This window comes from Streptomyces durhamensis, from assembly GCF_000725475.1.
Classification (GTDB): Bacteria; Actinomycetota; Actinomycetes; order Streptomycetales; family Streptomycetaceae; genus Streptomyces; species Streptomyces filipinensis.
Genome location: NZ_JNXR01000015.1, coordinates 1 through 21,032, shown reverse-complemented (window position 1 = coordinate 21,032; position 21,032 = coordinate 1). Strand labels below are relative to the sequence as shown.

The following is a 21,032-nucleotide window of genomic DNA, read 5'->3' as shown; positions in this document are numbered from 1 at the left end:
AACACTGTGAGGACTCAAGAACTGGACGCGAAGACGCTGGAGCAGCCCTGGCCGTTCACCGGTCGCGAGGACGAACGGGAGCTGGTGCGCGCGGCGTCGGCCGCCGGCCGGCCCGGCATCGTGGTGACCGGGCCGCCCGGCCACGGCAAGACCCGGCTGATCACCGAGGCGGTCCGGGGCACCGGGCACGCCCGGGTGACCGGCACGCCCGAGGCCCGGGACCTGCCCTTCGCGGCCTTCGCCCACCTGCTGCCCGACGCCGTCTCGCCGCAGCGCGCGGTGCGGATCCTGTCCGGACTGCGGCTCCTCGTCGTGGACGACGCCCATCTGCTCGACGACGCCTCCGCCGCCCTCGTCCACCAGCTCGCCGTGCACGGCCGCACCCGGCTCGTGGTGGCCGCGGTGGACGGCGCGCCCGCACCCGGCGCGGTGTCCCGGCTGTGGACCGGGGAGCTGCTGCCCCGGCTGACCCTCGACCCGCTGCCCTGCGAGGACGTCGCCCACCTGCTCGCCGCCGCAGGGCTGGAACCGCTCACCGTGCGCCGCCTGCACCGGATGTGCCGCGGCGACCTGCGGCTGCTGCGCGACCTGGTCGACGCGCTCGACCGGGCCGGGCGGCTGCTGCCCGTTCCCGGTACGCGGGAGCGGGCCTGGCGGGGAGAGCTGCCGGTCACCCCGGCCGTGCGCGAGCGGCTCGCCCCGGCGCTGGAGCGCTGCGCGCGGGGCGAGCGGGACATCCTGGAACGCCTGGCCTTCGCCGAGCCGCTGCCCCTGCAGCTGTCGCCGGCGCCGGCCGACCTCGATCTGGAGGTGCTGGAGCGACTGGAGACGGACGGCCTGGTCCACGTCGGCGATCAGGGTGCGGTCACGCTCGCGCATCCGCTGCACGGACCGTTCCTGCGCGCCACGGCCGGGCGGCTGCGGGCACGCCGTCGGGCCGGCGCGCCCCGCTCGTACGCGGCGGCCCTGGAGGCCGAACAACGGCTGCTGGCACGGCGGATCGAGCAGCTGGACGTCCGGCCGGTGCCGACGCCGGTGGGGGAGTGGCTGGTCACCGAGGCCGCCGGGCTGCCCGCCGGGTACGCCGCCGTCCGCGCCCGGTTCGCCCGGCTGCGCGGCGAGGTCCGGGACGCCGCGGCCTGGGCTCGTCAGGGGCTGCGGCGGACGCCGGGGGATGTCGGCTGCGGTGAGGAACTCGCCCTGGCGGAAGGTGAGTTGAAGGCCGGTCGTGATGGCGACGTGTTCGCCCGCTACGACTGCGTACGCCTCGGTGCGCCGGAGCGGGTCGCCGGGACGCTGCCGGCGGGCAGTGTGGTCGCCCGGCACGCGGAGGCGCTGTCGCGTGGTGACGGGGCCGCGCTGGACCGTGCCGCCGAGGCCTTGGAGGAGCGGGGCTTCCTGCTGTTCGCGGCCGAGGCGCGGGCCCAGGCCGTGCGGGTGCATCGCGATCCGCGGTCGGCACGGATGTCCCGGACCCGGGCGGTCTCGCTCGCACGGCGGTGCCAGGGGGCGCGCACGCCGGCGTTGGCGGGGCTGGTCCTTGGCGAACTCACGGCTCGGCAGCGGCAGATCGTGACACTCGCCGCTGCGGGCCTGAGCAACCGGGAGATCGCGGAGCGGCTGACCCTGTCCGTGCGGACCGTGGGAAATCATCTGTACAGCGCGTACAGCCGCCTCGGTACCGGCGACCGGGGGGCTCTGCCGGCGCTGTGCCAGTCCGCCTAGCGTCCGCCGGCCGCACCCGCCCCTGCACGGCCCGAGAGCCTCTTCACGCCGCCCCGAAAGCCGCGAACGCCCAGCCCGTCGCCTGGTGTACCGGGTCCTCGGGCAGGGTCGTACGGGCGTCCCGGAGCGCCTCCGCCAGCGACAGGCCCGCGCCCAGGCCCTTGTGCAGGGCCAGCATCAGGGGGACCACGGCGGCGTCGTTGACCGGGGCGCTGCTCGCCACCACCCCGGCCGTGCCCAGCGGCAGCAACGCGGTGACCAGGCCGAGGAGTTCGTCGGCGCCGACGGACGCCAGGCGGGCCGTGTCGCAGCTGGAGAGGATGATCCGGTACGGGCTGCGGGCGAGCCGTTCGAAGTCGTGCACGATCAGCGGGCCGTCGGCCATGCGCAGGGCCGAGAAGAGGGGGCTGTCGCCGCGGAACGTGCCGTGGGCGGCGATGTGCGCCAGAGCCGCGCCGTCCAGGTGCTCCAGGACGCGGGGGACCTGGGCCGCGTCGCCCTCCAGGACCGTCGCCGTGCCGTAGCGGCCGGCCAGTTCCGGTACTTCCGCGCCGCCGGTGGCGAGGCCGGGGCCGCGCACCAGGACGTGCCGGCCGCCCGGCGGGGGCTCCGTCTCGCGGGCGCGCAGCCAGCTGCCCGCCGACGGCGACACGCTGAGGACGCGGTCCCGCAGCGCGGGCAGCAGCGCCCACGGCACCCGGTGCAGCGCTCCCGGCGGAACGATCACCACCGGACCCGGACCGAGCTGTGCCGCCGCCCCGCCCAGCAGCAGCTCCTGCAGCCGCAGTCCCGCGGCCTCCACCAGGGGCAGCCGCGCCTCGGCGCCGGGGTGGGCGAGCCGCCGCAGTCCGGCCTGGACGTGCTCGGCCTCGGCCACCGCCTCGGCCAGCGGGCCGCCGCTGAACCGCCGTACCCGGCCCTGCCCGCACAGCAGGACGTGCACCCGCCCGTCGACCACGGCGAGTTCGGCCAGGTGCGCCTCGCCCAGCCGGTCCAGCAGCCGGGCCACGTCGAAGCGGTCGCCCTCGTGCGGGGCGGCGCCGCGGATGTGGTGGGTGCGGGAGCGGATCTCCCGTTCCAGGCGCCGCTGTTCACGCTCCAGCGCGGGTATGGGGCGGCCCTCCATCCGGGCCTCCTCCGCGCGGGCCGCGATCTCCCGGTAGGCGGTCAGACCGCTCAGCAGCGCCGGGTCGGCGGGCGGCCGGGTGGGCGGCGCGGACAGCACGGTCGCCCGCCAGCGCTCGCTCCACTGGAGCAGCCGGCGCGGTGTGCCGTGGGCGAGGCTCACCTCCTGGGCCAGCGCGGCCAGTTCGGCGCCCTGCGCGGAGGCGTGGGCGCGCAGTTCCGAGGCGCCGAGCGTCATCCGGTGGTCGTCCAGCACCTCCAGCCCCCGCCGGCAGGCCTCCAGCACGCCCCGCCGGGACCCCGCCGCGCGCGCCCGCAGCGCCTGCGCCGCCCAGCCGGTCACCCGGGCCGGCGGCGGGCCGCCGCGCCGGCTGCGCGCGGCCACCGCCAGGTGCCGCTCCGCGTCGGCCGTCCAGCCCAGCGCCAGCGCGATCCGGCCCGCGAGCAGCGACGCCTCCGGTGCGGCGGGCGAGCCGAAGGAGGCCAGCTTCCCGGCGACCGCCGCCGCGTCCGCGACCAGCCGCCCCGAGCGGCGCCCGGCCGCCACCCGTGCCTCGATCAGCACCAGCCGGGCATGGGTCTGCCACCACAGCCGCCGCTGTGCCGCGAACAGCCGTACGGCGACGGCGGCGCGGGCCACGGCGGTGTGCGGGTCCCCGGCCGAGCGGGCGGCCCGCGCGGCCGCCAGCAGCAGCTCGGCCTTGCGCGTCGACTGCCCGCCGATCCGGTCCAGCAGGGCGATCGTCGCGTCCGCCTCGGCCAGCGCCTCCGGGGCCAGACCGGCCGCCATCAGCACCTCGCAGCGCCGGATGGACAGCATGTAGGTGGGGGTGCCGAGTTTCGCGTACCGCTCCTCGGCCTCGTCCAGCAGCCGCAGCGCCGCCGGGATGTCCCCCGAGCGGAACGCGGCGAGGCCCCGGCTCTCCACCGCGTCGGCCTTGTCGTGCTCCTGGCCGGTGGTGTCCCACAGCCGCTCCGCCGCCGTGAAGTCCGCGACCGCCCGGTCCACCGCGCCGAGCGCCAGATGCACGGTGGCCCGCAGGGTCAGCGCCCGCGCGGTCCAGATGTCGTCGCCGACCTGGCGCAGCACCGGCAGCGCCCGCCGTACGTCCTCCAGCGCCTCCCGGTGATGCCCCAGCACCCACCACACATACGCCCGCCGGTACAGCACCCGGGCCCGGGTGTGCCCGGAGCCCCGGGCGACCCCGCGCTCGAAGGAGGTGAGCCCCTGCCGCGTGCGCCCCGCGTGCACCAGTGCGACCCCGAGCGTCGCGAGCACGTCCGCCTCACGGTCAGCCGACTCGGCGCGCGCGGCCAGGTCCCGGGCCCGGCGCAGATGCCGGAGCGCGATCCGCAGGTCCCCGAAGTCCCGCTGCCAGATGCCGAGCACCTGGTGGGCGACGCTGGCGTGCAGCGGCGGCGGAGCGGCGTGCAGCACCTGTTCCGCGCGTGCCCGGGCCTCGCCCGGGTCGGCGAACACCAAGGGCAGCAGTTCGAGCACCGACTCGCTTCCCGCTGTCACGTCTCGCATGGTAGTGGCCTGCTGTATCAGACGGTGGTCCCACGACTCTCACTGTCGAACACCGTCTTCAGGGGGAGGAAGGTCATGGCACCACAGCGGTTCCACGAGCAGTTCGCACACATCCAGCACTCCATGCCCGGCGTGGCGCTGGCCATGGGGCCGGAGGAGGACGCCCACTTCCTCTACGAGAAGGGGGTCGTCCTGGCCCGCGACGGCGAGGAGGCCCGCGTCGTCGAGGACACCGTGCGCGCCCACTTCACCGCGACCGAGGGTCTCGTCCCCGACCACGTCCGCCGGGACGGCCCGGAGACCGGCCGCACCGGCGTCACCCGCATCCGCACCGGCGCCCCGGACGCCGGCGAGGACACCGTCGGGCACGCGCTGCGCGCCCTGCGGGAGGCCGAGGACCGCCGGGGCCGCCGGCTGGTGAGCCGCAACCACGTGGTGCACATCGCGGTCAACGCCTGCCCCGGCGACGAGCCGGTGCCCGTCGCGCGCACCCAGCCGGCCAACCCGGCCGCCGCCGAAGGCCGTTACGACGCGGACAGCGCCGTCGGCGTCCTCGTGATCGACACCGGCCTCGTGCACGACCACGGCTCCTACCCGCTGCTCGCCCACACCACGGGCGACGCCCAGGCGGCCGAGACCGACGCCGACGGCGTGCTCGGCCAGTACGTCGGCCACGGCACGTTCATCGCCGGGGTGCTCGCGGCAGTCGCGCCCAACACCGCCCTCACCGTCCGGGGCACCCTCAACGACGCCGGGGCGATCCTGGAGTCCGAGTTCGGTGCCCGGCTCTTCGAGGCGGTCGACCGGGGCGGCTGGCCCGACATCATCAGCCTCTCCGCCGGCACCCCCACCGAGGGCGGCGACGGCCTGATCGGCCTGGACGCGTTCATGCGCGAACTGCGCGGCCGGCGCACCCTGCTGGTGGCCGCCGCGGGCAACAACGCCAGCGACACGCCGTTCTGGCCCGCCGCCTACGCCGCCCTGCCCGAGTACGCCGACAGCGTGCTGTCGGTCGGCGCGCTGCGCGCGGACGGCGACGGCGCCGCCTGCTTCAGCAACCACGGCCCCTGGGTGCGGGCCTACGCCCCGGGTGAGCGCCTCACCAGCGCCCTCACCGGGTTCGGCACCCCCGTGCCGTACGTCTACCAGCACTCCACCTACGACAGCTGCCGGTACGGCTCCGACTACCTGTGCACCTGCCAGTTCCCGCGCCACACCGGTGTGCTGAGCGAGGGCCGGGAGAGCACCGGTGCCAAGCCGGACCAGGTGATGTTCGACGGACTCGCGCAGTGGAGCGGCACGTCCTTCGCCACGCCGGTCGCCGCGGGCCTGGTCGCCGCCCATATGACGGCGCATCGGGAACGTGACCCGCGCGCCGCGCGCACGCGCCTGCTGGCGGCCACCACCGACACGGCCGATGTGCGCGGGGCGCACGTCCCGGCGCTCCGGCCGCCCAGCTGGCGCCCCGTCCCCGTCGTCGTCCCGGCCCTGCCCGCATGAGGGCCGGAACCCTCCGCTCCACGGCGTACCATGACGTGCCGTACACGAGGGGTGGAGCCGTGGACCGAACAGAGGTCGGCGCGCTGGTCCAGTCCGCCGTCGACGGGGACGCCGCGGCCTGGAAAGCGCTGGTGGAAGGGATGAGTCCGCTCGTGTGGTCGGTCGTGCGCGCACACCGGCTCTCCGACGCCGACGGGCACGAGGTCTATCAGACCGTCTGGTTCCGCTTCGCCCAGAACCTGGGCCGCATCCGCGAACCCGACAAGGCCGGTTCCTGGCTGGCCAGTACCACCCGCCACGAGTGCCTGAAGGTGCTCAAGGCCCTGACCCGGCTGACCCTGACGGACGACCCGCGGGTGCTGGACCGGGCCAGCGACGACCGGACCCCCGAGGAGTCGCTGATCGATTCGGAGGAGGCGGCGGACCGGGCCGAGCGGGTGCGCTGCCTGTGGCAGGAGCTGGAGGGACTGGGGGAGCGCTGCCGGCAGCTGTTGCGCGTGCTCGTGGCCTCCCCGCCGCCCAGCTACGGGGAGATCTCGGCCGCGCTCGGTATCGCGGTCGGCAGCATCGGCCCCTTGCGCCAGCGCTGTCTGCGCCGGCTGCGGGCCCGGATGGACGCACGGGGTGTGGCGTGAGCGACGACGAGGACCGGTTCCCGCGACACGGCGCGGACGAACAGCGACAGGCCGGGGACCGGTATCGGCAGGCCGGGGACGAGCATCGCCCGGCCGGGGACGAGTACCGACGGGCCGGGGACGAGGAGGAGCTGGCGGACGCCGTGCTGGAGGAGGGGCTGCGCCAGGCCGCCGCCGTCCTGGACCCCGTCCCGGACTTCCTGCGCCAACTGGCCCTGGACGCCTACGCCCTGCACGACCTGGACGCGCAGCTCGCGGAGCTGACCTTCGACTCGCTCGTGGACGCGCTGCCCGTCAGGGGCGTCACGGACGCGCCCCGGATGCTGACGTTCCGGGCGGGTGAGGTCACCGTCGACGTCGAGGTCACCGACCACGGGCTGATCGGCCAGCTGCTGCCGCCGCAGTCGGCGCGCATCGAGGTGCTCGGCGGCCCGCAGACCGCCCGCCCGGTCACGGTCGACACCCTCGGCCGCTTCAGGAGCGACACGGCGCCCGCCGGCCCGTTCGCCCTCAGGCTGCGCACCGGCGCGGAGGTGATCGTCACGGAGTGGCTGCGCGCCTGAACCCGGTCAGCGGGACCAGGTCACGGGCAGCGTCCGCGGGCCGCGGATCATGGTCTTGTGCCGCCAGCGCACCTGCTCGGCCGGAACGGCGAGCCGCAGCCCGGGCAGCCGGTCCAGCAGCGTGTCCACCAGCAGCTCGGTCTGCAGCCGGGCCAGGACCGCGCCGGTGCAGAAGTGCGGGCCGTTGCCGAACGCGAGATGCGGACGGGGAGCGCGGTCCGGGTCGATGCGGTCCGGGTCCGCGAAGACGTCCGGGTCCCGGTTGGCGGCGAGGTAGGAGACGTAGACCGGTTCGCCCGCGGTGATCCGGTGACCGGCGATCTCCACGTCCTCCAGCGCGATCCGGGCGAGCCCGACCGTGCTGCGGTGCGGGATGTGGCGCAGCAGCTCGTCCAGCACCGGACCGCGCGCCTCGGGCCGTGCCCGCATCCGCTCCATCAGCTCCGGCCGGGTCAGCAGCAGGTACAGCATCTGCCCGCAGTTGTGCGTGACGGCCTCGCCGCCGATCTGCAGCGGGCCGGCCAGTCCGACGGCCTCCTCCTCGCTGATCTCCCCGGCCGCCACGGCCCGGCCGAGCAGCGCGTAGACGTCCTCGCCCGTGCTGTGCGCGCGGGCCCGCACGAGGGAGCCGATCCAGCCGTACAGACCGTCCTTGGCCTGGCCGGCGGCCTCGGCCCCGGTGGTGGAGATGATCTCCCGGGTCCAGGTGCGCACCTGGTCCCGGTCGGCGGGCGGCACCCCCATGACCTCGCTGACGACGCTGATCGGAAACGGCTCCAGCACCCGCTCGACCAGGTCGGCCGGCGGCCCGTCCCGGACGACACCCTCCACCAGCTCGTCCAGGATCGCCTGCGCGCGGGGCCGCAGCCGCTTCATCGCGCTCACCGTGAACGCGCCGGCGATCGGCTTGCGCAGCCGGTTGTGGTCGGGCTGGTCGGCCCAGGCCAGCGAGCCGGGCCGGGGCGCGAAGTTCGGTGCGAGCCGGGTGATCTGACGCCGGGTCACCTCGGCGCGGCTGAACCGCGGGTCGTTGGTGATCAGCTTCACGTCGTCGTAGCGGGTCGCCAGCCACGCCCAGCCCTCGCCGAACGGCAGCCGGATGCGGGTCAGCGGGCCCTCGCGCATGAGATCGGCGAGCACCGGGTCGAAGTCCGTCCCGTCCAGGTCGGACGCGGGCCAGTCGCGCACGGGGGGCCGGCCGGTGAGCGTGGTCTCCTCGGTCATGCGCACCACACTGGTACGGGCGGCGGTGGCTGTCTCGTGGGCCTGCGCCAGGCGGGGGGCGCTTCAGGCCGCGTCCACGAGTGCGGCCAGGGCGGTCGCCAGCCGTTCCAGTCCCGGCCCGGCCGGGCCGCCCGGTTCCGTCATGTAGGTGTCGCGGCGGATCTCCACCATCAGGGCCGCGACCCGGGTGTCGGTGCCGTAGAAGTCCAGCGGCACGTATGTCCCGGCGAAGGGGCTGTTCAGCCCCGTCCCACCGCAGGCCGTGAACGCCCTGCGGGCGGCCTTGGCCAGGTCCGGCGGGGTGTGCAGGGAATCCGTGCCCAGGCACACCGGCGGACGCGGCCCGCTGCCGTGCAGCTCGTAGGGGAGCGGCTCGCTCGGATAGGAGTGGACGTCGATCACCACGGCCCGTCCGGTCGCGGCCAGCCGGTCCGCGACCGCCTCGGTCATGGCCCGCGCGTACGGCCGGAAGTACCGCGCCAGCAGCGGCTCCGGATCGGTGTCCGCGGGCCGCAGCCCGGCGCGGTGCGTGGTCCGGGTGTAGACGGCGCCCATACCGACGGCCGTCATCTCCTCCCGCTCGTCCGGGAACCGCTCCGGGTCCACGACCAGCCGGGACAGCCGGTTCACGAACCGCCACGGCGTGACGCCGGCCAGCTCCGCGGCCCGCTCGGCGAGCTCGGCGGTGTGCGCGTCCGTGATGTGGTCCAGCTCCCGCTCCAGTGCGGCGTCGTCCAGCACGATGCCGGCCCGCACGTCCGCGGGGACCGCCCGCGCGGAGTGCGGCACGTGCAGCAGCACGGGTGAGCCGGGGGCGCCGGGCAGGAGTTCGAACGAGGACACGGGCTGCTCCGGGGCGTTGTCGGCGGTGTGGACACGGCTCCGCCCCGGCCGGGGTCGCCGGCCGGGGCGGAGGATCACGCGGGTGAGCGGCTCGGGCGCCGCAGGCGTCAGCTCAGGGACGCCAGCGCCTCGTTCCAGGTGGCCGACGGGCGCATGACCGCGTCCGCCTTGGCCTGGTCGACCTGGTAGTAGCCGCCGATGTCGGCCGGGGAGCCCTGGACCGCGATCAGCTCGTCCACGATCTGCTGCTCGTTCGCGGCGAGGGTCTCGGCGAGCGGCGCGAACGCCTTGGCCAGGTCGGCGTCGTCGGTCTGCCGGGCCAGTTCCTGCGCCCAGTACAGGGACAGGAAGAAGTGGCTGCCGCGGTTGTCGATGCCGCCGACGCGACGGGTCGGGGACTTGTCCTCGTTGAGGAAGGTCGCCGTGGCGCGGTCGAGGGTGTCGGCGAGGACCTTGGCGCGGGTGTTGCCGGTGGTCGTCGCGTACTGCTCGAAGGAGGGCACGAGCGCGAAGAACTCACCGAGGGAGTCCCAGCGCAGGTAGTTCTCCTTGACCAGCTGCTGGACGTGCTTCGGCGCGGAGCCGCCGGCGCCCGTCTCGAACAGGCCGCCGCCCGCCATCAGCGGGACGACCGACAGCATCTTGGCGCTGGTGCCCAGCTCCAGGATCGGGAAGAGGTCGGTCAGGTAGTCGCGCAGGACGTTGCCGGTGACCGAGATCGTGTTCTCGCCGCGGCGGATGCGCTCCACCGACAGCTTGGTGGCCTCGACGGGGGTCAGGATCCTGATGTCCAGGCCCTCGGTGTCGTGCTCGGGCAGGTACTGCCTGACCTTGGCGATCAGGTTGGCGTCGTGCGCGCGGCCCTCGTCCAGCCAGAACACGGCCGGGTCGCCGGTGGTGCGGGCGCGGGTGACGGCCAGCTTGACCCAGTCGCGGATCGGGGCGTCCTTGGTCTGGCAGGCGCGGAAGATGTCGCCGGCGGCGACCGGCTGCTCGATCAGCACGTTGCCGGCGGTGTCGACCAGGCGGACCGTGCCGGCCGTGGCGACCTCGAAGGTCTTGTCGTGGGAGCCGTACTCCTCGGCCTTCTGCGCCATCAGGCCGACGTTCGGGACCGAGCCCATGGTGGACGGGTCGAAGGCGCCGTTGGCCCGGCAGTCCTCGATCACGGCCTGGTAGACGCCGGCGTAGGAGGAGTCCGGGACGACGGCGAGGGTGTCGGCCTCCTGGCCGTCCGGGCCCCACATGTGGCCGGAGGTGCGGATCATCGCCGGCATGGAGGCGTCGATGATGACGTCGGAGGGCACGTGCAGGTTGGTGATGCCCTTGTCGGAGTCGACCATGGCGAGGGCCGGGCCGTCGGCGATCTCGGCGTCGAAGGAGGCCTTGATCTCGGCGCCCTCGGGCAGGTTCTCCAGGCCCTTCAGGATGCCGCCGAGACCGTCGTTCGGGGTGAGACCCGCCGCCTTGAGCGTCTCGCCGTACTTCGCGAACGTCTTCGGGAAGAAGGCGCGCACCACGTGACCGAAGATGATCGGGTCGGAGACCTTCATCATCGTCGCCTTCAGGTGCACGGAGAACAGGACGCCCTCCTGCTTGGCGCGGGCGACCTGCGCGGCGAGGAACGCTTCGAGCTCGGCGACGCGCATGACGGAGGCGTCGACGACCTCGTCCTTGCGGACCGGTACGGACTCCTTGAGGACGGTGGTGGTGCCGTCCGCGGCGACCAGCTCGATCCTCAGCGCGCCGTCCTCGGCGATGACGACGGACTTCTCGGTGGAGCGGAAGTCGTTCTCGCCCATCGTGGCCACGTTGGTGCGGGACTCGGAGGTCCAGGCGCCCATGCGGTGCGGGTGGGTCTTGGCGTAGTTCTTCACCGAGGCCGGGGCGCGGCGGTCGGAGTTGCCCTCACGCAGGACCGGGTTGACGGCGGAGCCCTTGACCTTGTCGTAACGGGCGCGGATCTCGCGCTCCTCGTCGGTCTTCGGGTCGTCCGGGTAGTCCGGCAGCGCGTAGCCCTTGCCCTGCAGCTCGGCGACGGCGGCCTTCAGCTGCGGGAGGGACGCCGAGATGTTCGGCAGCTTGATGATGTTGGCCGCGGGGGTCTTGGCCAGCTCGCCCAGCTCGGACAGCGCGTCCGGGATGCGCTGGTCCTCGTTCAGGTACTCCGGGAAGACGGCGATGATGCGCCCGGCCAGCGAGATGTCCCGGGTGGTCACGGGCACACCGGCCTGCGAGGCGTACGCCTGGATCACCGGCAGGAACGAATGCGTCGCCAGGGCCGGGGCCTCGTCTGTGTAGGTGTAGATGATGGTCGAGTCAGTCACCGGGTGCTCCGCTCCACGTCTGCAACATTGCTCGACATCAAGATATCTCGTGATGGAGTCCGGCTCGACAGGGGTCCTGACCGGAAATCGTTCCCGTCCGCGCGGCCGCAGGCCCGCGCCGGCCGCACGCGGTCGCGAACGGCCTGCTCAGCGGCGGCGAGGTGGGTGAGGGCGGCCGGCCGGCGTGCCCGCTGCGCTCGCCGTCGCCCGGGGCCACGCACGCGGCGACGGCGAAGATGCGGCGGTGCCCCGGTCAGCCCGGCCGGGCGGGGCCTGGCCCGCCCGGCGTCCCGCCCGTCATCTCGCGCTCGATCCACCGGCAGATCACGTCCACCACGTACACATGCTCGGCCCGGGTCAGCTCCCGCCCCTTCGGGATCCCGTGCCAGCGCTCCAGACAGCCCCGGCAGCAGGTGGCGGTCGCGTGCTGGGCGACGAAGACCGGGTGGCCGCGGTACGGCGTCTGCTTGCCGTCCTTGTGCGGCCGGGCCGGCGCCAGCCGCCGCGCGATCAGGTCGTAGGCGTGCCACCGGATCGTGGCCGGGCCCTTGAGCTCCGCGGTCGCCCGGTCCCGCCCCCGCAGGCGGAACCTCGCACGGAACGGCTGGCGCGCGAGCGCGTCCAGCTTCCGGTCCAGGGCACGGGGGTCGGGCGAGGCGGTCATGCTGCTTCGAGCATACGAGCTACTCGGCGGCCCCCGAGACGACGTCCTCCCCGCTGCGCTGCTGCGGAATCACCACCGCGCCCTGCTGCAGCGCCACGGTACGGGTGGGGGGCGGGATGCTGATGCCCTCCGCGCGGTAGCGGCGGTGCAGGCGCTTGATGAACTCGTGCTTGATCCGGTACTGGTCGCTGAACTCGCCGACCCCGAGGACGATGGTGAAACCGATGCGGGAGTCGCCGAAGGTGTGGAAGCGGATGGCGGGCTCGTGGTCCGGGACGGCGCCCTCGACCTCGCGCATGACCTCCGTGACGACCTCCGCCGTCACCCGCTCCACGCGCTCCAGGTCGCAGTCATAGCCCACCCCGGCCTGCACCAGCACCGTCAACCGCTGCTCGGGGTGCGTGTAGTTGGTCATGTTGGCCTTGGCGAGCTGGCCGTTGGGGATGACCACCAGGTTGTTGGACAGCTGACGGACCGTCGTCTGGCGCCAGTTGATGTCCACGACGTACCCCTCCTCGCCGCCGCTCAGCCGGATGTAGTCGCCGGGCTGCACGGTCTTGGAGGCCAGGATGTGGATGCCCGCGAAGAGGTTGGCGAGGGTGTCCTGCAGGGCCAGGGCCACGGCCAGGCCGCCGACGCCCAGGGCGGTCAGCAGGGGCGCTATCGAGATTCCGAGCGTCTGCAGGACGACCAGGAAGCCGATCGCCAGGACCAGCACCCGGGTGATGTTGACGAAGATGGTCGCCGAGCCCGCCACGCCGGAGCGGGACTGGGTGACCGAGCTGACCAGGCCGGAGATCACCCGGGCCGCGGACAGGGTCACCACGAAGATCAGCCACACTTCGAGGATCTGGTTCGTGTGGTGCTGCACGGTCCGGGTCAGCGGCAGCACGACCGCTGCCGCCGCCGCGCCGCCCGCGATCGCCGCCCACGGGACGACCGAGCGCAGCGCGTCCACGATGACGTCGTCGCCGCTCCAGCGGGTCCGCTTGGCGTGCCCCGCGAGCCAGCGCAGCAGCGTGCGCGACAGGAACGCGAGCAACAGGCCCGCCGCGAGGGAGATGCCGGCGAGGACGAGGTCGTCCAGGGTCAGCGCGCGGTTCACCGGTCACCTCCGCGGCGTGCGCCGGCTGCGGAGTGGGGAGGTCTCGTCACGTGGTCACCTGCTCGATGTGCGGGAAGTGCGAACGCGCCGGTCCGGGAACTCCGGTGACCGGCGCGATCGTTCATCCTGCCGTATCCGGCACACCAGTTCGCACCGGGACCGGCGCTCTTCGGGCACGTGGCTCAGACGATGCCCTCCGCCAGTTCGGCCTGGTCGCGGTCGCTGCCGTACGCGGCGGCGGTGGGAGTGCCGTAGGACCGGCGGGCGACGTACCACCACACGCTCGCCAGGACCAGCACGACGGCGAGCGCCACCGAGGCGTAGTTCATCGTGTCCACGGTGACCGGTGAGGTCTGCGGCAGGCAGAACAGCACGGTCACGCAGGCCACCCAGATCACCGCGATCCAGCCGACCGGCCTGCTCCAGCGGCCCAGATGCCACGGCCCGGGCCGGAAACGGTCGCCCGCGCGCAGCCGCAGCAGCACGGGGATGGCGTAGGCCGGGGTGATGCCGATGACGTTGATGGCGGTCACCGCGTTGTACGCCGTCGCCGAGTACAGCGACGGCAGGGCGAGGACGCCGGCCACCACGACGGCCAGCCACACGGCGGCGACCGGCGTCTGGGTGCGGCTGCTCACCTTGCGCCACAGGTGCGAGCCGGGCAGCGCGCCGTCCCGGCTGAACGCGAAGAGCATCCGGCTGGCCGCCGCGACCTCGGCGTTGCCGCAGAACAGCTGGGCGATGATCACGACCAGCAGCAGCGCGCTGGCGCCGCCGGTGCCGAGGCCGTCGAGCAGGATCTGCGCGGGCGGCACCCCGGTCGCGGTGGTGCGCGTGGCGTCGTAGTCCTGGATGGCGAAGGTCAGTCCGGCGAGCAGCACGAACCCGGCGATCCAGGACGCCCAGATGGACCTGACGATGCCACGCGCCGCCGCCACCGAGGCCTGCGCGGTCTCCTCGGACAGGTGGGCGGAGGCGTCGTAACCCGAGAAGGTGTACTGCGCGAGCAGCAGGCCGACCGCCGCCACGTACAGCGGGTTGTGCCAGCCGGTCTCGTTGACGAACTTCGTGAACACGAAGGACACCGACCGGTGGTGGTCGGGGACGATCGCGAGCGCGCCGACGATGAGCGCGACGCCCGCCAGGTGCCACCACACACTCACCGAGTTGAGCACGCTGACCAGGCGGACGCCGAACAGGTTCAGCACCGCGTGCAGGAGCAGAATGGCGCAGAAGATGAGCATGGTCCGGCCCGGCGTCGGCGTGAAGCCCCACTGCAGGTTCGCGAACGCGCCGGTGAACAGCGCGGCGCCGTAGTCGATGCCGGCGATCGCGCCGAGCAGCCCGAGCAGATTCAGCCAGCCCGTGTACCAGCCCCAGCGCCGGCCGCCGAGCCGGTCGGCCATGTAGTACAGGGCGCCGGAGGTCGGATAGGCGCTGGTGACCTCGGCGAGCGCCAGGCCGACGCACAGCACGAACAGGCCGACGCCCGCCCAGCCCCACAGCATCACGGCGGGTCCGCCGGTGTTCAGGCCGAAGCCGTACAGGGTCATGCAGCCGGACAGGACCGAGATCACCGAGAAGCTGATCGCGAAGTTGCCGAAGCCGCCCATGCGGCGGGCCAGGACCGGCCGGTAGCCGAGTTCGCGCAGCCGCTGCTCCTCGTCCTGCTGGGGCAGGCCCGGGGCGGGCGCGGGATCGGGGGTGGACATGCGGGGGACCTCCGGGTCGACGGGCTGGGGACAGGGCACGTTCAGGGGGTCTTCAGGGGCTGGTGCCGTCCGCGGCCGCCCGGCTGCGCTCCCGGGCCTGGGTGAACACCTCCACGGCACGGGCACGGTCGGGCGTGCGGTACAGCCACGGCGGGGGCGTGAAGTACGGGCCGATGGCGTCGAACACCCGGGCCGCGTCGCGGAACTGCAGCGAGCCCCACAGGGCGTGGGCCAGGTGGTTGAGGTCCAGCAGGGAGCGCTCGGCGGGCCGCGTGTGCCCGAACCAGGACTCCAGGGCACGCCGCGCCTCCCGGGCCGAGTCCTCCGCCACCCAGTGCAGGTCGAGCGCCGCGTCGTGCCCGCTGGCACGCCGGTAGCGCTCGACGCGGACGTACAGCGGCAGCACGTGCAGCGCGGAACCGTGCGGGGCCCGCGCGGCGGCCCACTGCGCGTAGCCGGCGGCCTCCGCGAGCCGGCCCGAGCCGCCCCGCACATACAGGAACTGCAGCATCCGGTGGTGCGCCTCGCGGTTGTACGGGTCGCGCTTGTCCGCCTCGGCCAGCAGTCCCCAGGGACCCGGCGGCAGCACCGGCTCGGGCGCGGCCACCCGGTGCTCCTCCCACCGCTGCTCCGGATCCAGCTGCGCCAGCGCCAGCAGGCACACCCAGGGCACCGGGTCCTGCGGGGCGATCCGGGTGGCGGACTGGGCGGCGTCCCAGGACTCGATCCACAACTCGTGGGTACGGCGGTGCCTCTCCCGCTGGGCCCGCAGCGCCCGCTCCACCCCGACCCGCGCGTGCATCACCGCGGCATGGACGCTCTCCGGCTCCTCCGCGAGCCAGGCGCGCACCACGTCGGTGCCGGCGGCGGCCGCCGCGAGGACCTGGGTGCGCTGGGTCCACTGCCAGCCGTGCGCGGTGTCCGCCAGCAGCGCGCGCATCGCCATCCAGCGGCCGGTGCGCAGATCCTGGAGCGCGGCGCGCAGGGCGTGGTCGGGGCCGGCGGGGTCGTAGGAGGGGCGGGGGGCTTCTCTGGCCATCAGCCGTCGGTCCCGGGCCGGCGCACGGGCGAGCTGACGGGGTCGCGTGGCAACGGCCCTCCTGTGGGCGGCGGTCGTGGGGTGGCGCGCGGGTCGGCGGTCACTATAGAGGTGCCGGTTCCGCCTTGCCATTGTTGCCAACTCAACCACCTGTTCAGGCGAGTTGAGCGGCGGGAAGAAGCTTGACGGCGGCCAGGGCGCGGCGGCAGGCTGACGCGGTGATCTTCGGTGCGAAGTGGCGGGAGGTGTGATGGCGAAGCCGGTGCTCGCCGTCGACCAGGGCACGTCCGGCACCAAGGCCCTCGTGGTCTGCCCGGAACGCGGCGTCCTGGGCTCCGGGTTCGCCGAGGTCCGCCCCCGGTACCTGCCCGGCGGCCTGGTCGAGGTGGACCCGGCCGAGCTGTACGACTCCGTGGTCCACGCCGGCCGGCAGGCGCTCGCCGAGGCCGGTGAGGACGTCGTGGCCCTGGGCCTGGCCAACCAGGGCGAGACCGTCCTCGCCTGGGACCCGGCCGACGGCCGCCCGCTCACCGACGCCCTGGTGTGGCAGGACCGGCGCGCCGAATCGGTGTGCGCCGAACTCGCCGAGCACGCCGAGGAACTGCGCCGGCTGACCGGGCTGCCCCTCGACCCGTACTTCGCCGCGCCGAAGATGGCCTGGATCCGCCGCCACCTCACCCGCGAGGGCGTCGTGACCACCTCCGACGCCTGGCTGGTCCACCGCCTCACCGGCGCCTGTGTCACCGACGCCGCCACCGCCGGCCGCACCCAGCTCCTCGACCTCGACCGCGCCGAGTGGTCCCCGCGCGCCCTCGACCTGTACGGCCTGGCCGGCGAACGCCTCCCCGAGGTGACCGACACGGCCGGACCGGTGGGCACCACCACGGCCTTCGGCCGCGAGATCCCGCTCACCGGACTGATCGTCGACCAGCAGGCCGCGCTGCTCGCCCAGCGCGTCACCGCGCCCGGCGCCGCCAAGTGCACCTACGGCACCGGCGCGTTCCTGCTCGCACACACCGGCGACCGCCCCCGGCGCGGCAGCTCCGGCCTGGTCAGCTGTGTCGCCTGGCGGCTCGCCGGAACGCCCGCCTACTGCCTCGACGGCCAGGTCTACACGGCCGCCTCCGCCGTCCGCTGGCTCACCGAACTCGGCGTCATCTCCTCCGCCGCCGACCTCGACCCCGTCGGCGGTGCCGTCCCCGACAGCGGCGGGGTCACCTTCGTGCCCGCCCTCGCCGGACTCGCCGCCCCCTGGTGGCGCGGCGACCTGCGCGGCTCGCTCACCGGCCTCGGCCTCGACACCGGCCCAGGCCATCTGGTGCGCGCCCTGTGCGAAGGCATCGCCGCCCAGGTCGCCGAACTCGCCGACGCGGCCGCCGCCGACCTCGGCGCCCCGCTGGACACGCTCCGTGTCGACGGCGGCCTGACCCGCTCGGCGCTGCTCCTGCAGACCCAGGCCGACCTGCTGCAACGCCCTGTCGAGGTGTCCGCGCTGCCCGACGCGACCGCACTCGGCGCGGCCGCCCTCGCCCGCCTCGGCGCGGACCGTACCCTCACCGTCGAACAGGCACTGCCCGACTGGAAGCCCGCCGCCGTGTACGAACCCCGCGTCACCGCCGACCAGGCCGCCGAACGCCGCGACCGCTTCCGTACCGCCGTGGCCGCGCTGCTCGGCTCATGACCGTCACCCGGGAAGGCCCGCTGCCCGGTCGGACGTACGACGTCGTGATCGTCGGCGCCGGAGTCGTCGGCTGCGCCCTCGCCCGTGAACTCGCCCGCCGGCCCCGGCTGAGCGTCGCCCTGGTGGAGGCCCAGGACGACGTCGGCCAGGGCACGTCCAAGGCGAACACGGCGATCCTGCACACCGGTTTCGACGCCGTCCCGGGGACCCTGGAGGCCCGGCTGGTCCGCGAGGGCCACCACCGGCTGGGCGCCTACGCCACCGAGACCGGCATCCCCGTCGAACGCGTCGGCGCCCTGCTGGTCGCCTGGGACGAGGAACAGCTGGCCGCCCTGCCCCGGCTGGCCGGGAAGGCCGAGCGCAACGGCTACGGCGAGACGTCCTTGCTCGGCTCCGGCGAGGTGTACGCCCGCGAACCCCGCCTGGGACCCGGAGCCCTCGGCGCCCTGCACGTGCCCGGCGAGAGCATCGTCTGCCCCTGGACGACGACCCTGGCCTACGCCACCCAGGCGGTCCGCGCCGGAGTGGACCTGCACCTGAACACCGCGGTCGCACGGGCGACTTGGCAGGCCGGCCACCACCTGGCCACGTCCCGGGGAACCCTGCGCGCCCGCCGGCTGGTCAACGCGGCCGGACTGCACGCCGACACCGTCGACCGGCTGCTCGGCCACGAGGACTTCACCGTCACCCCGCGCCGCGGCCAGCTCCTGGTGTACGACAGGCTCGCCCGCCCGCTCGTCCGGCACATCCTCCTGCCCGTGCCGACCGCGTTCGGCAAGGGTGTCCTGGTCGCGCCCACCGTCCACGGCAACGTGCTGCTCGGGCCCACCGCCGAGGACCTCGACGACAAGCGGGCCACGGGCTCCACCGCCGAGGGCCTCGCCGGACTGCGGGACAAGGGCCGCCGTATCCTGCCCGACCTCCTCGACGAGGAGGTCACCGCCGTCTACGCCGGGCTGCGCGCGGCCACCGGGCAGGAGGACTACCGGATCACCGCTCACCCCGAGCAGGGGTACGTCACCGTCGGCGGCATCCGCTCCACCGGCCTGACCGCGTCGATGGCCATCGCCGCCCACGTCACCGGCCTGCTGGCCGGCACGGGCCTCGACCTCGGCCCGGTGCGCGAGCCGGACCCGGTGACCATGCCCGACCTCGGCGAGGTCCTCCCGCGCCCCTGCCAACGGCCCGACCTCATCGCCGCCGACCCCGAGTACGGCGCCCTCGTCTGCCACTGCGAGCGCGTCTCCCGGGGAGAGATCCGCGACGCCCTCGCCGCTCCGATCCCGCCCCGCACCCTGGAGGCCCTGCGCCGACGCACCCGCGCCGGGGCGGGCCGGTGCCAGGGGTTCTACTGCGGCGCGGCCGTACGGGACCTGCTGGAACAGGGTCTCGCGGAGGCCGGTCCGGCCGGCCGGGGGCCGTGGGGAAAGGGGCGGCCATGACGAGCCCGCGCCGGGTCGACGTCCTCGTCGTCGGTGCCGGCCCCGCCGGACTCGCCGCCGCCGCACGGCTGGCCGCCGCCGGTGCCGGGCACGTGGAGGTGCTGGATCGGGAGGCCGAGCCGGGGGGAGTCCCACGGCACTGCGTACACGGCGGCTTCGGCACGTGGACGCGTCCGCTGACCGGTCCGGGGTACGCCCGCCTGCTCGCGGAGGCCGCCGCCCGCGCGGGCGCGGTGGTCCGGACCGGCGTGACGGCCCTGGACTGGGCAGGGCCCGGGGCGCCCGGGGCGGTGGGTCTCTTCGGTCCGGGGCCGGGGGCCGCGGATCCGGCGGTGGCAGGGGAGTCCGGGGCGGGCGTTCCGGAGGAGGCCGCAGCCGAGGCGTCCCCCACGCCGACCAGCGGCCCGCCGGAGCAGACCGCCGCCGCAACCGGCCCGTGCGCGTCCACGAGCGTGCCCCTCGCCGGCTCCGGTACCGGCCGGGTGCCCCCCGCCACCGGCTCCGGTACCGGCCCGGCGCTCCACGTCGTCGGTCCCGGCGGCCCCGAGACCGTCGAGGCACGGGTCGTCGTCCTGGCCACCGGTGCCCGGGAGCGCCCGCGCGCCGCCCGGCTGGTGCCCGGCACCCGCCCCGCCGGCGTCTACACCACCGGTGAACTCCAGCAGGCGGTCCATCTCTACGGGCAGCGCGTCGGCACCCGCGCGGTCGTCGTCGGCGCCGAGGACGTCTCGTACGCGGCGGCCGCCACCGTGCGCGCGGCCGGCGCCGAGGTGGTCGCCCTGCTGACCGAGCACCCGCGGGCCCAGACCGGACGGGCCCGCGCCCAGACCGCCCGGCTGCGCCACGGCATCCCGCTGCTGACGGGGACCACGGTCGCCGAACTCCTCGGCCACGGCCGCCTGTCCGGCGTCCGCGTCCGGCACCGCGACGGCCGTACGACCCTGCTGGCCTGCGACACCGTCGTCTTCACCGGCGACTTCGTACCCGATCACGAACTCGCCCGGCGCGGCGCCCTCGCCCTGGACCCCGGCACCCGCGGCCCCGCCGTCGACGGCACCCTGCACACCTCCCGGACCGGGGTCTTCGCCGCCGGGAACGTCCTGCACGCCGTCGAACGCGCCGGTGCGGCGGCCGGTGAGGGGGCCAGGGCCGCCGGCGCGGTGCTGGACTTCCTGGCGGGAGCCCCCTGGCCGGACCCCGGCGTCCCGCTCGTCGTCGAGGAGCCGCTGCGCTGGATCGCCCCGAACCGCGTCACCCCCACCGGGCCGCCCGCCCGTTACGTCCTGCGCACCGGCGCCCCGCTCACCCGCCCGGTCCTGCGGATCCACCAGGACGGCCGCCTCCTGCACCATGAGCGGCCGGTACTCGGCACCGCACTGCCGAACCGCACGCTCACCCTCAGCGCACACTGGCACGACCGAGTCGACCCGAAGGGCGGGGAGGTCCGGGTGAGCACAGCCTGACCACCCCGCCCCCACCCCCGACAACACTCCGCCACCGCCCCCTTCCGGGGCTCCGGAGCCTTCGCCCGCCCCGTGCCATGGGCTGCGCCCGGCCCCTCCGCCGAGGGTCTGACCGGCCCTGGCGAATGACAGGGCTCGACCGGCCGCGCAACAGGGCTTCCGCTCCGCCCCCGTGTGGCTTGGTCCGGCTCCGCCAGTGGCTACGCTCGCCGCCCCGGTCCTCACAACGCTCCGCCCAGCGTCCGCCCGTGATGGCGTCCCGGGCCGCCCCCCGCCAGCGGTTCCGTCTCAAGCCTCGCGCCCCGCAGGCCGGCCCCCCGCCACTGGCGCCACCCCAAGCCCCTTCCCGCCCGTCCCCCCGTTATGTTTTCCGCGGTCCTGCAAGAGGACCGCTGGCCTCCGGGCCCGGCATGACTGTTCCCCCCTGTCGAACGGATGACCTGGGGGGTGGTG

At 74.8% G+C, this 21,032-nt stretch carries 15 protein-coding genes; 7 read left to right on the top strand and 8 right to left on the bottom strand.

Annotation, left to right across the window (positions count from 1 at the left end):
* Nucleotides 1-6 precede the first annotated feature (6 nt).
* Nucleotides 7-1,725 carry a LuxR family transcriptional regulator AbsR2 gene (locus IO33_RS0121910; protein ID WP_031167603.1) on the top strand — a complete coding sequence of 573 codons (1,719 nt, stop codon included), beginning with the start codon at nucleotides 7-9 and terminating at the stop codon, nucleotides 1,723-1,725.
* Nucleotides 1,726-1,768: 43 nt separating this feature from the next.
* Here IO33_RS0121910 and IO33_RS0121905 read toward each other — a convergent pair whose 3' ends face one another.
* Nucleotides 1,769-4,372 (bottom strand): CHAT domain-containing protein, encoded by a 2,604-nt coding sequence (locus tag IO33_RS0121905; protein WP_031167601.1) that lies wholly within the window; start codon nucleotides 4,370-4,372, stop codon nucleotides 1,769-1,771.
* An 84-nt stretch (nucleotides 4,373-4,456) separates the two neighbouring features.
* On the opposite strand from IO33_RS0121905, the gene IO33_RS0121900 reads away from it, so the two are divergent.
* The 3 genes from IO33_RS0121900 to IO33_RS0121890 all read left to right on the top strand — a co-directional run bounded on the left by IO33_RS0121900 (nucleotide 4,457) and on the right by IO33_RS0121890 (nucleotide 7,079).
* Nucleotides 4,457-5,881 (top strand): S8/S53 family peptidase, encoded by a 1,425-nt coding sequence (locus IO33_RS0121900; RefSeq protein WP_031167599.1) that lies wholly within the window; start codon nucleotides 4,457-4,459, stop codon nucleotides 5,879-5,881.
* Nucleotides 5,878-6,516 carry an RNA polymerase sigma factor gene (locus IO33_RS0121895; protein ID WP_209438895.1) on the top strand — a complete coding sequence of 213 codons (639 nt, stop codon included), beginning with the start codon at nucleotides 5,878-5,880 and terminating at the stop codon, nucleotides 6,514-6,516. The genes IO33_RS0121900 and IO33_RS0121895 overlap by 4 nt, the downstream gene beginning before the upstream one ends.
* Nucleotides 6,517-6,647: 131 nt before the next feature.
* The gene (locus tag IO33_RS0121890) at nucleotides 6,648-7,079 is read left to right on the top strand and encodes a hypothetical protein (protein WP_051926920.1); all 432 of its coding nucleotides are present in this window, start codon (nucleotides 6,648-6,650) and stop codon (nucleotides 7,077-7,079) included.
* Between the two features lie 6 nt (nucleotides 7,080-7,085).
* Here the strand turns inward: IO33_RS0121890 and IO33_RS0121885 are convergent, their stop codons facing one another.
* The 7 genes from IO33_RS0121885 to IO33_RS0121855 all read right to left on the bottom strand — a co-directional run bounded on the left by IO33_RS0121885 (nucleotide 7,086) and on the right by IO33_RS0121855 (nucleotide 15,993).
* Nucleotides 7,086-8,303 carry a cytochrome P450 gene (locus IO33_RS0121885; protein ID WP_031167591.1) on the bottom strand — a complete coding sequence of 406 codons (1,218 nt, stop codon included), beginning with the start codon at nucleotides 8,301-8,303 and terminating at the stop codon, nucleotides 7,086-7,088.
* Between the two features lie 63 nt (nucleotides 8,304-8,366).
* On the bottom strand, nucleotides 8,367-9,146 hold the full coding sequence (locus tag IO33_RS0121880) for an N-formylglutamate amidohydrolase (RefSeq protein ID WP_031167589.1): 780 nt from the start codon (nucleotides 9,144-9,146) through the stop codon (nucleotides 8,367-8,369).
* A gap of 107 nt (nucleotides 9,147-9,253) precedes the next feature.
* Nucleotides 9,254-11,473 (bottom strand): NADP-dependent isocitrate dehydrogenase, encoded by a 2,220-nt coding sequence (locus IO33_RS0121875; protein ID WP_031167587.1) that lies wholly within the window; start codon nucleotides 11,471-11,473, stop codon nucleotides 9,254-9,256.
* Nucleotides 11,474-11,726: 253 nt separating this feature from the next.
* Nucleotides 11,727-12,137, bottom strand: coding sequence for a DUF4186 domain-containing protein (locus IO33_RS0121870; RefSeq protein ID WP_031167584.1), 411 nt, complete (start codon nucleotides 12,135-12,137; stop codon nucleotides 11,727-11,729).
* 19 nt (nucleotides 12,138-12,156) lie between these two features.
* Nucleotides 12,157-13,242, bottom strand: a complete 1,086-nt coding sequence (locus tag IO33_RS0121865) for a mechanosensitive ion channel family protein (RefSeq protein ID WP_031167582.1) — start codon at nucleotides 13,240-13,242, stop codon at nucleotides 12,157-12,159.
* A 182-nt stretch (nucleotides 13,243-13,424) separates the two neighbouring features.
* Nucleotides 13,425-14,954: an amino acid permease gene (locus tag IO33_RS0121860; protein ID WP_031167580.1), complete on the bottom strand. Its 1,530-nt coding sequence runs from the start codon at nucleotides 14,952-14,954 to the stop codon at nucleotides 13,425-13,427.
* A 52-nt stretch (nucleotides 14,955-15,006) separates the two neighbouring features.
* On the bottom strand, nucleotides 15,007-15,993 hold the full coding sequence (locus tag IO33_RS0121855) for a hypothetical protein (protein ID WP_031167578.1): 987 nt from the start codon (nucleotides 15,991-15,993) through the stop codon (nucleotides 15,007-15,009).
* Between the two features lie 250 nt (nucleotides 15,994-16,243).
* Between IO33_RS0121855 and IO33_RS0121850 the strand changes: the two genes are divergently transcribed.
* From IO33_RS0121850 to IO33_RS0121840, 3 genes are read left to right on the top strand one after another with little or no spacing between them, the layout of a single operon-like run.
* Complete coding sequence (locus IO33_RS0121850; protein ID WP_031167576.1) at nucleotides 16,244-17,674, top strand: FGGY family carbohydrate kinase; 1,431 nt, start codon at nucleotides 16,244-16,246, stop codon at nucleotides 17,672-17,674.
* Entirely contained in the window at nucleotides 17,671-19,116 is a 1,446-nt protein-coding gene (locus tag IO33_RS0121845) for an FAD-dependent oxidoreductase (RefSeq protein WP_031167573.1), read from the top strand. Before IO33_RS0121850 ends, IO33_RS0121845 begins: the two co-directional genes overlap by 4 nt.
* Nucleotides 19,113-20,579: an NAD(P)/FAD-dependent oxidoreductase gene (locus IO33_RS0121840; RefSeq protein WP_037685788.1), complete on the top strand. Its 1,467-nt coding sequence runs from the start codon at nucleotides 19,113-19,115 to the stop codon at nucleotides 20,577-20,579. Before IO33_RS0121845 ends, IO33_RS0121840 begins: the two co-directional genes overlap by 4 nt.
* Nucleotides 20,580-21,032: the final 453 nt, after the last annotated feature.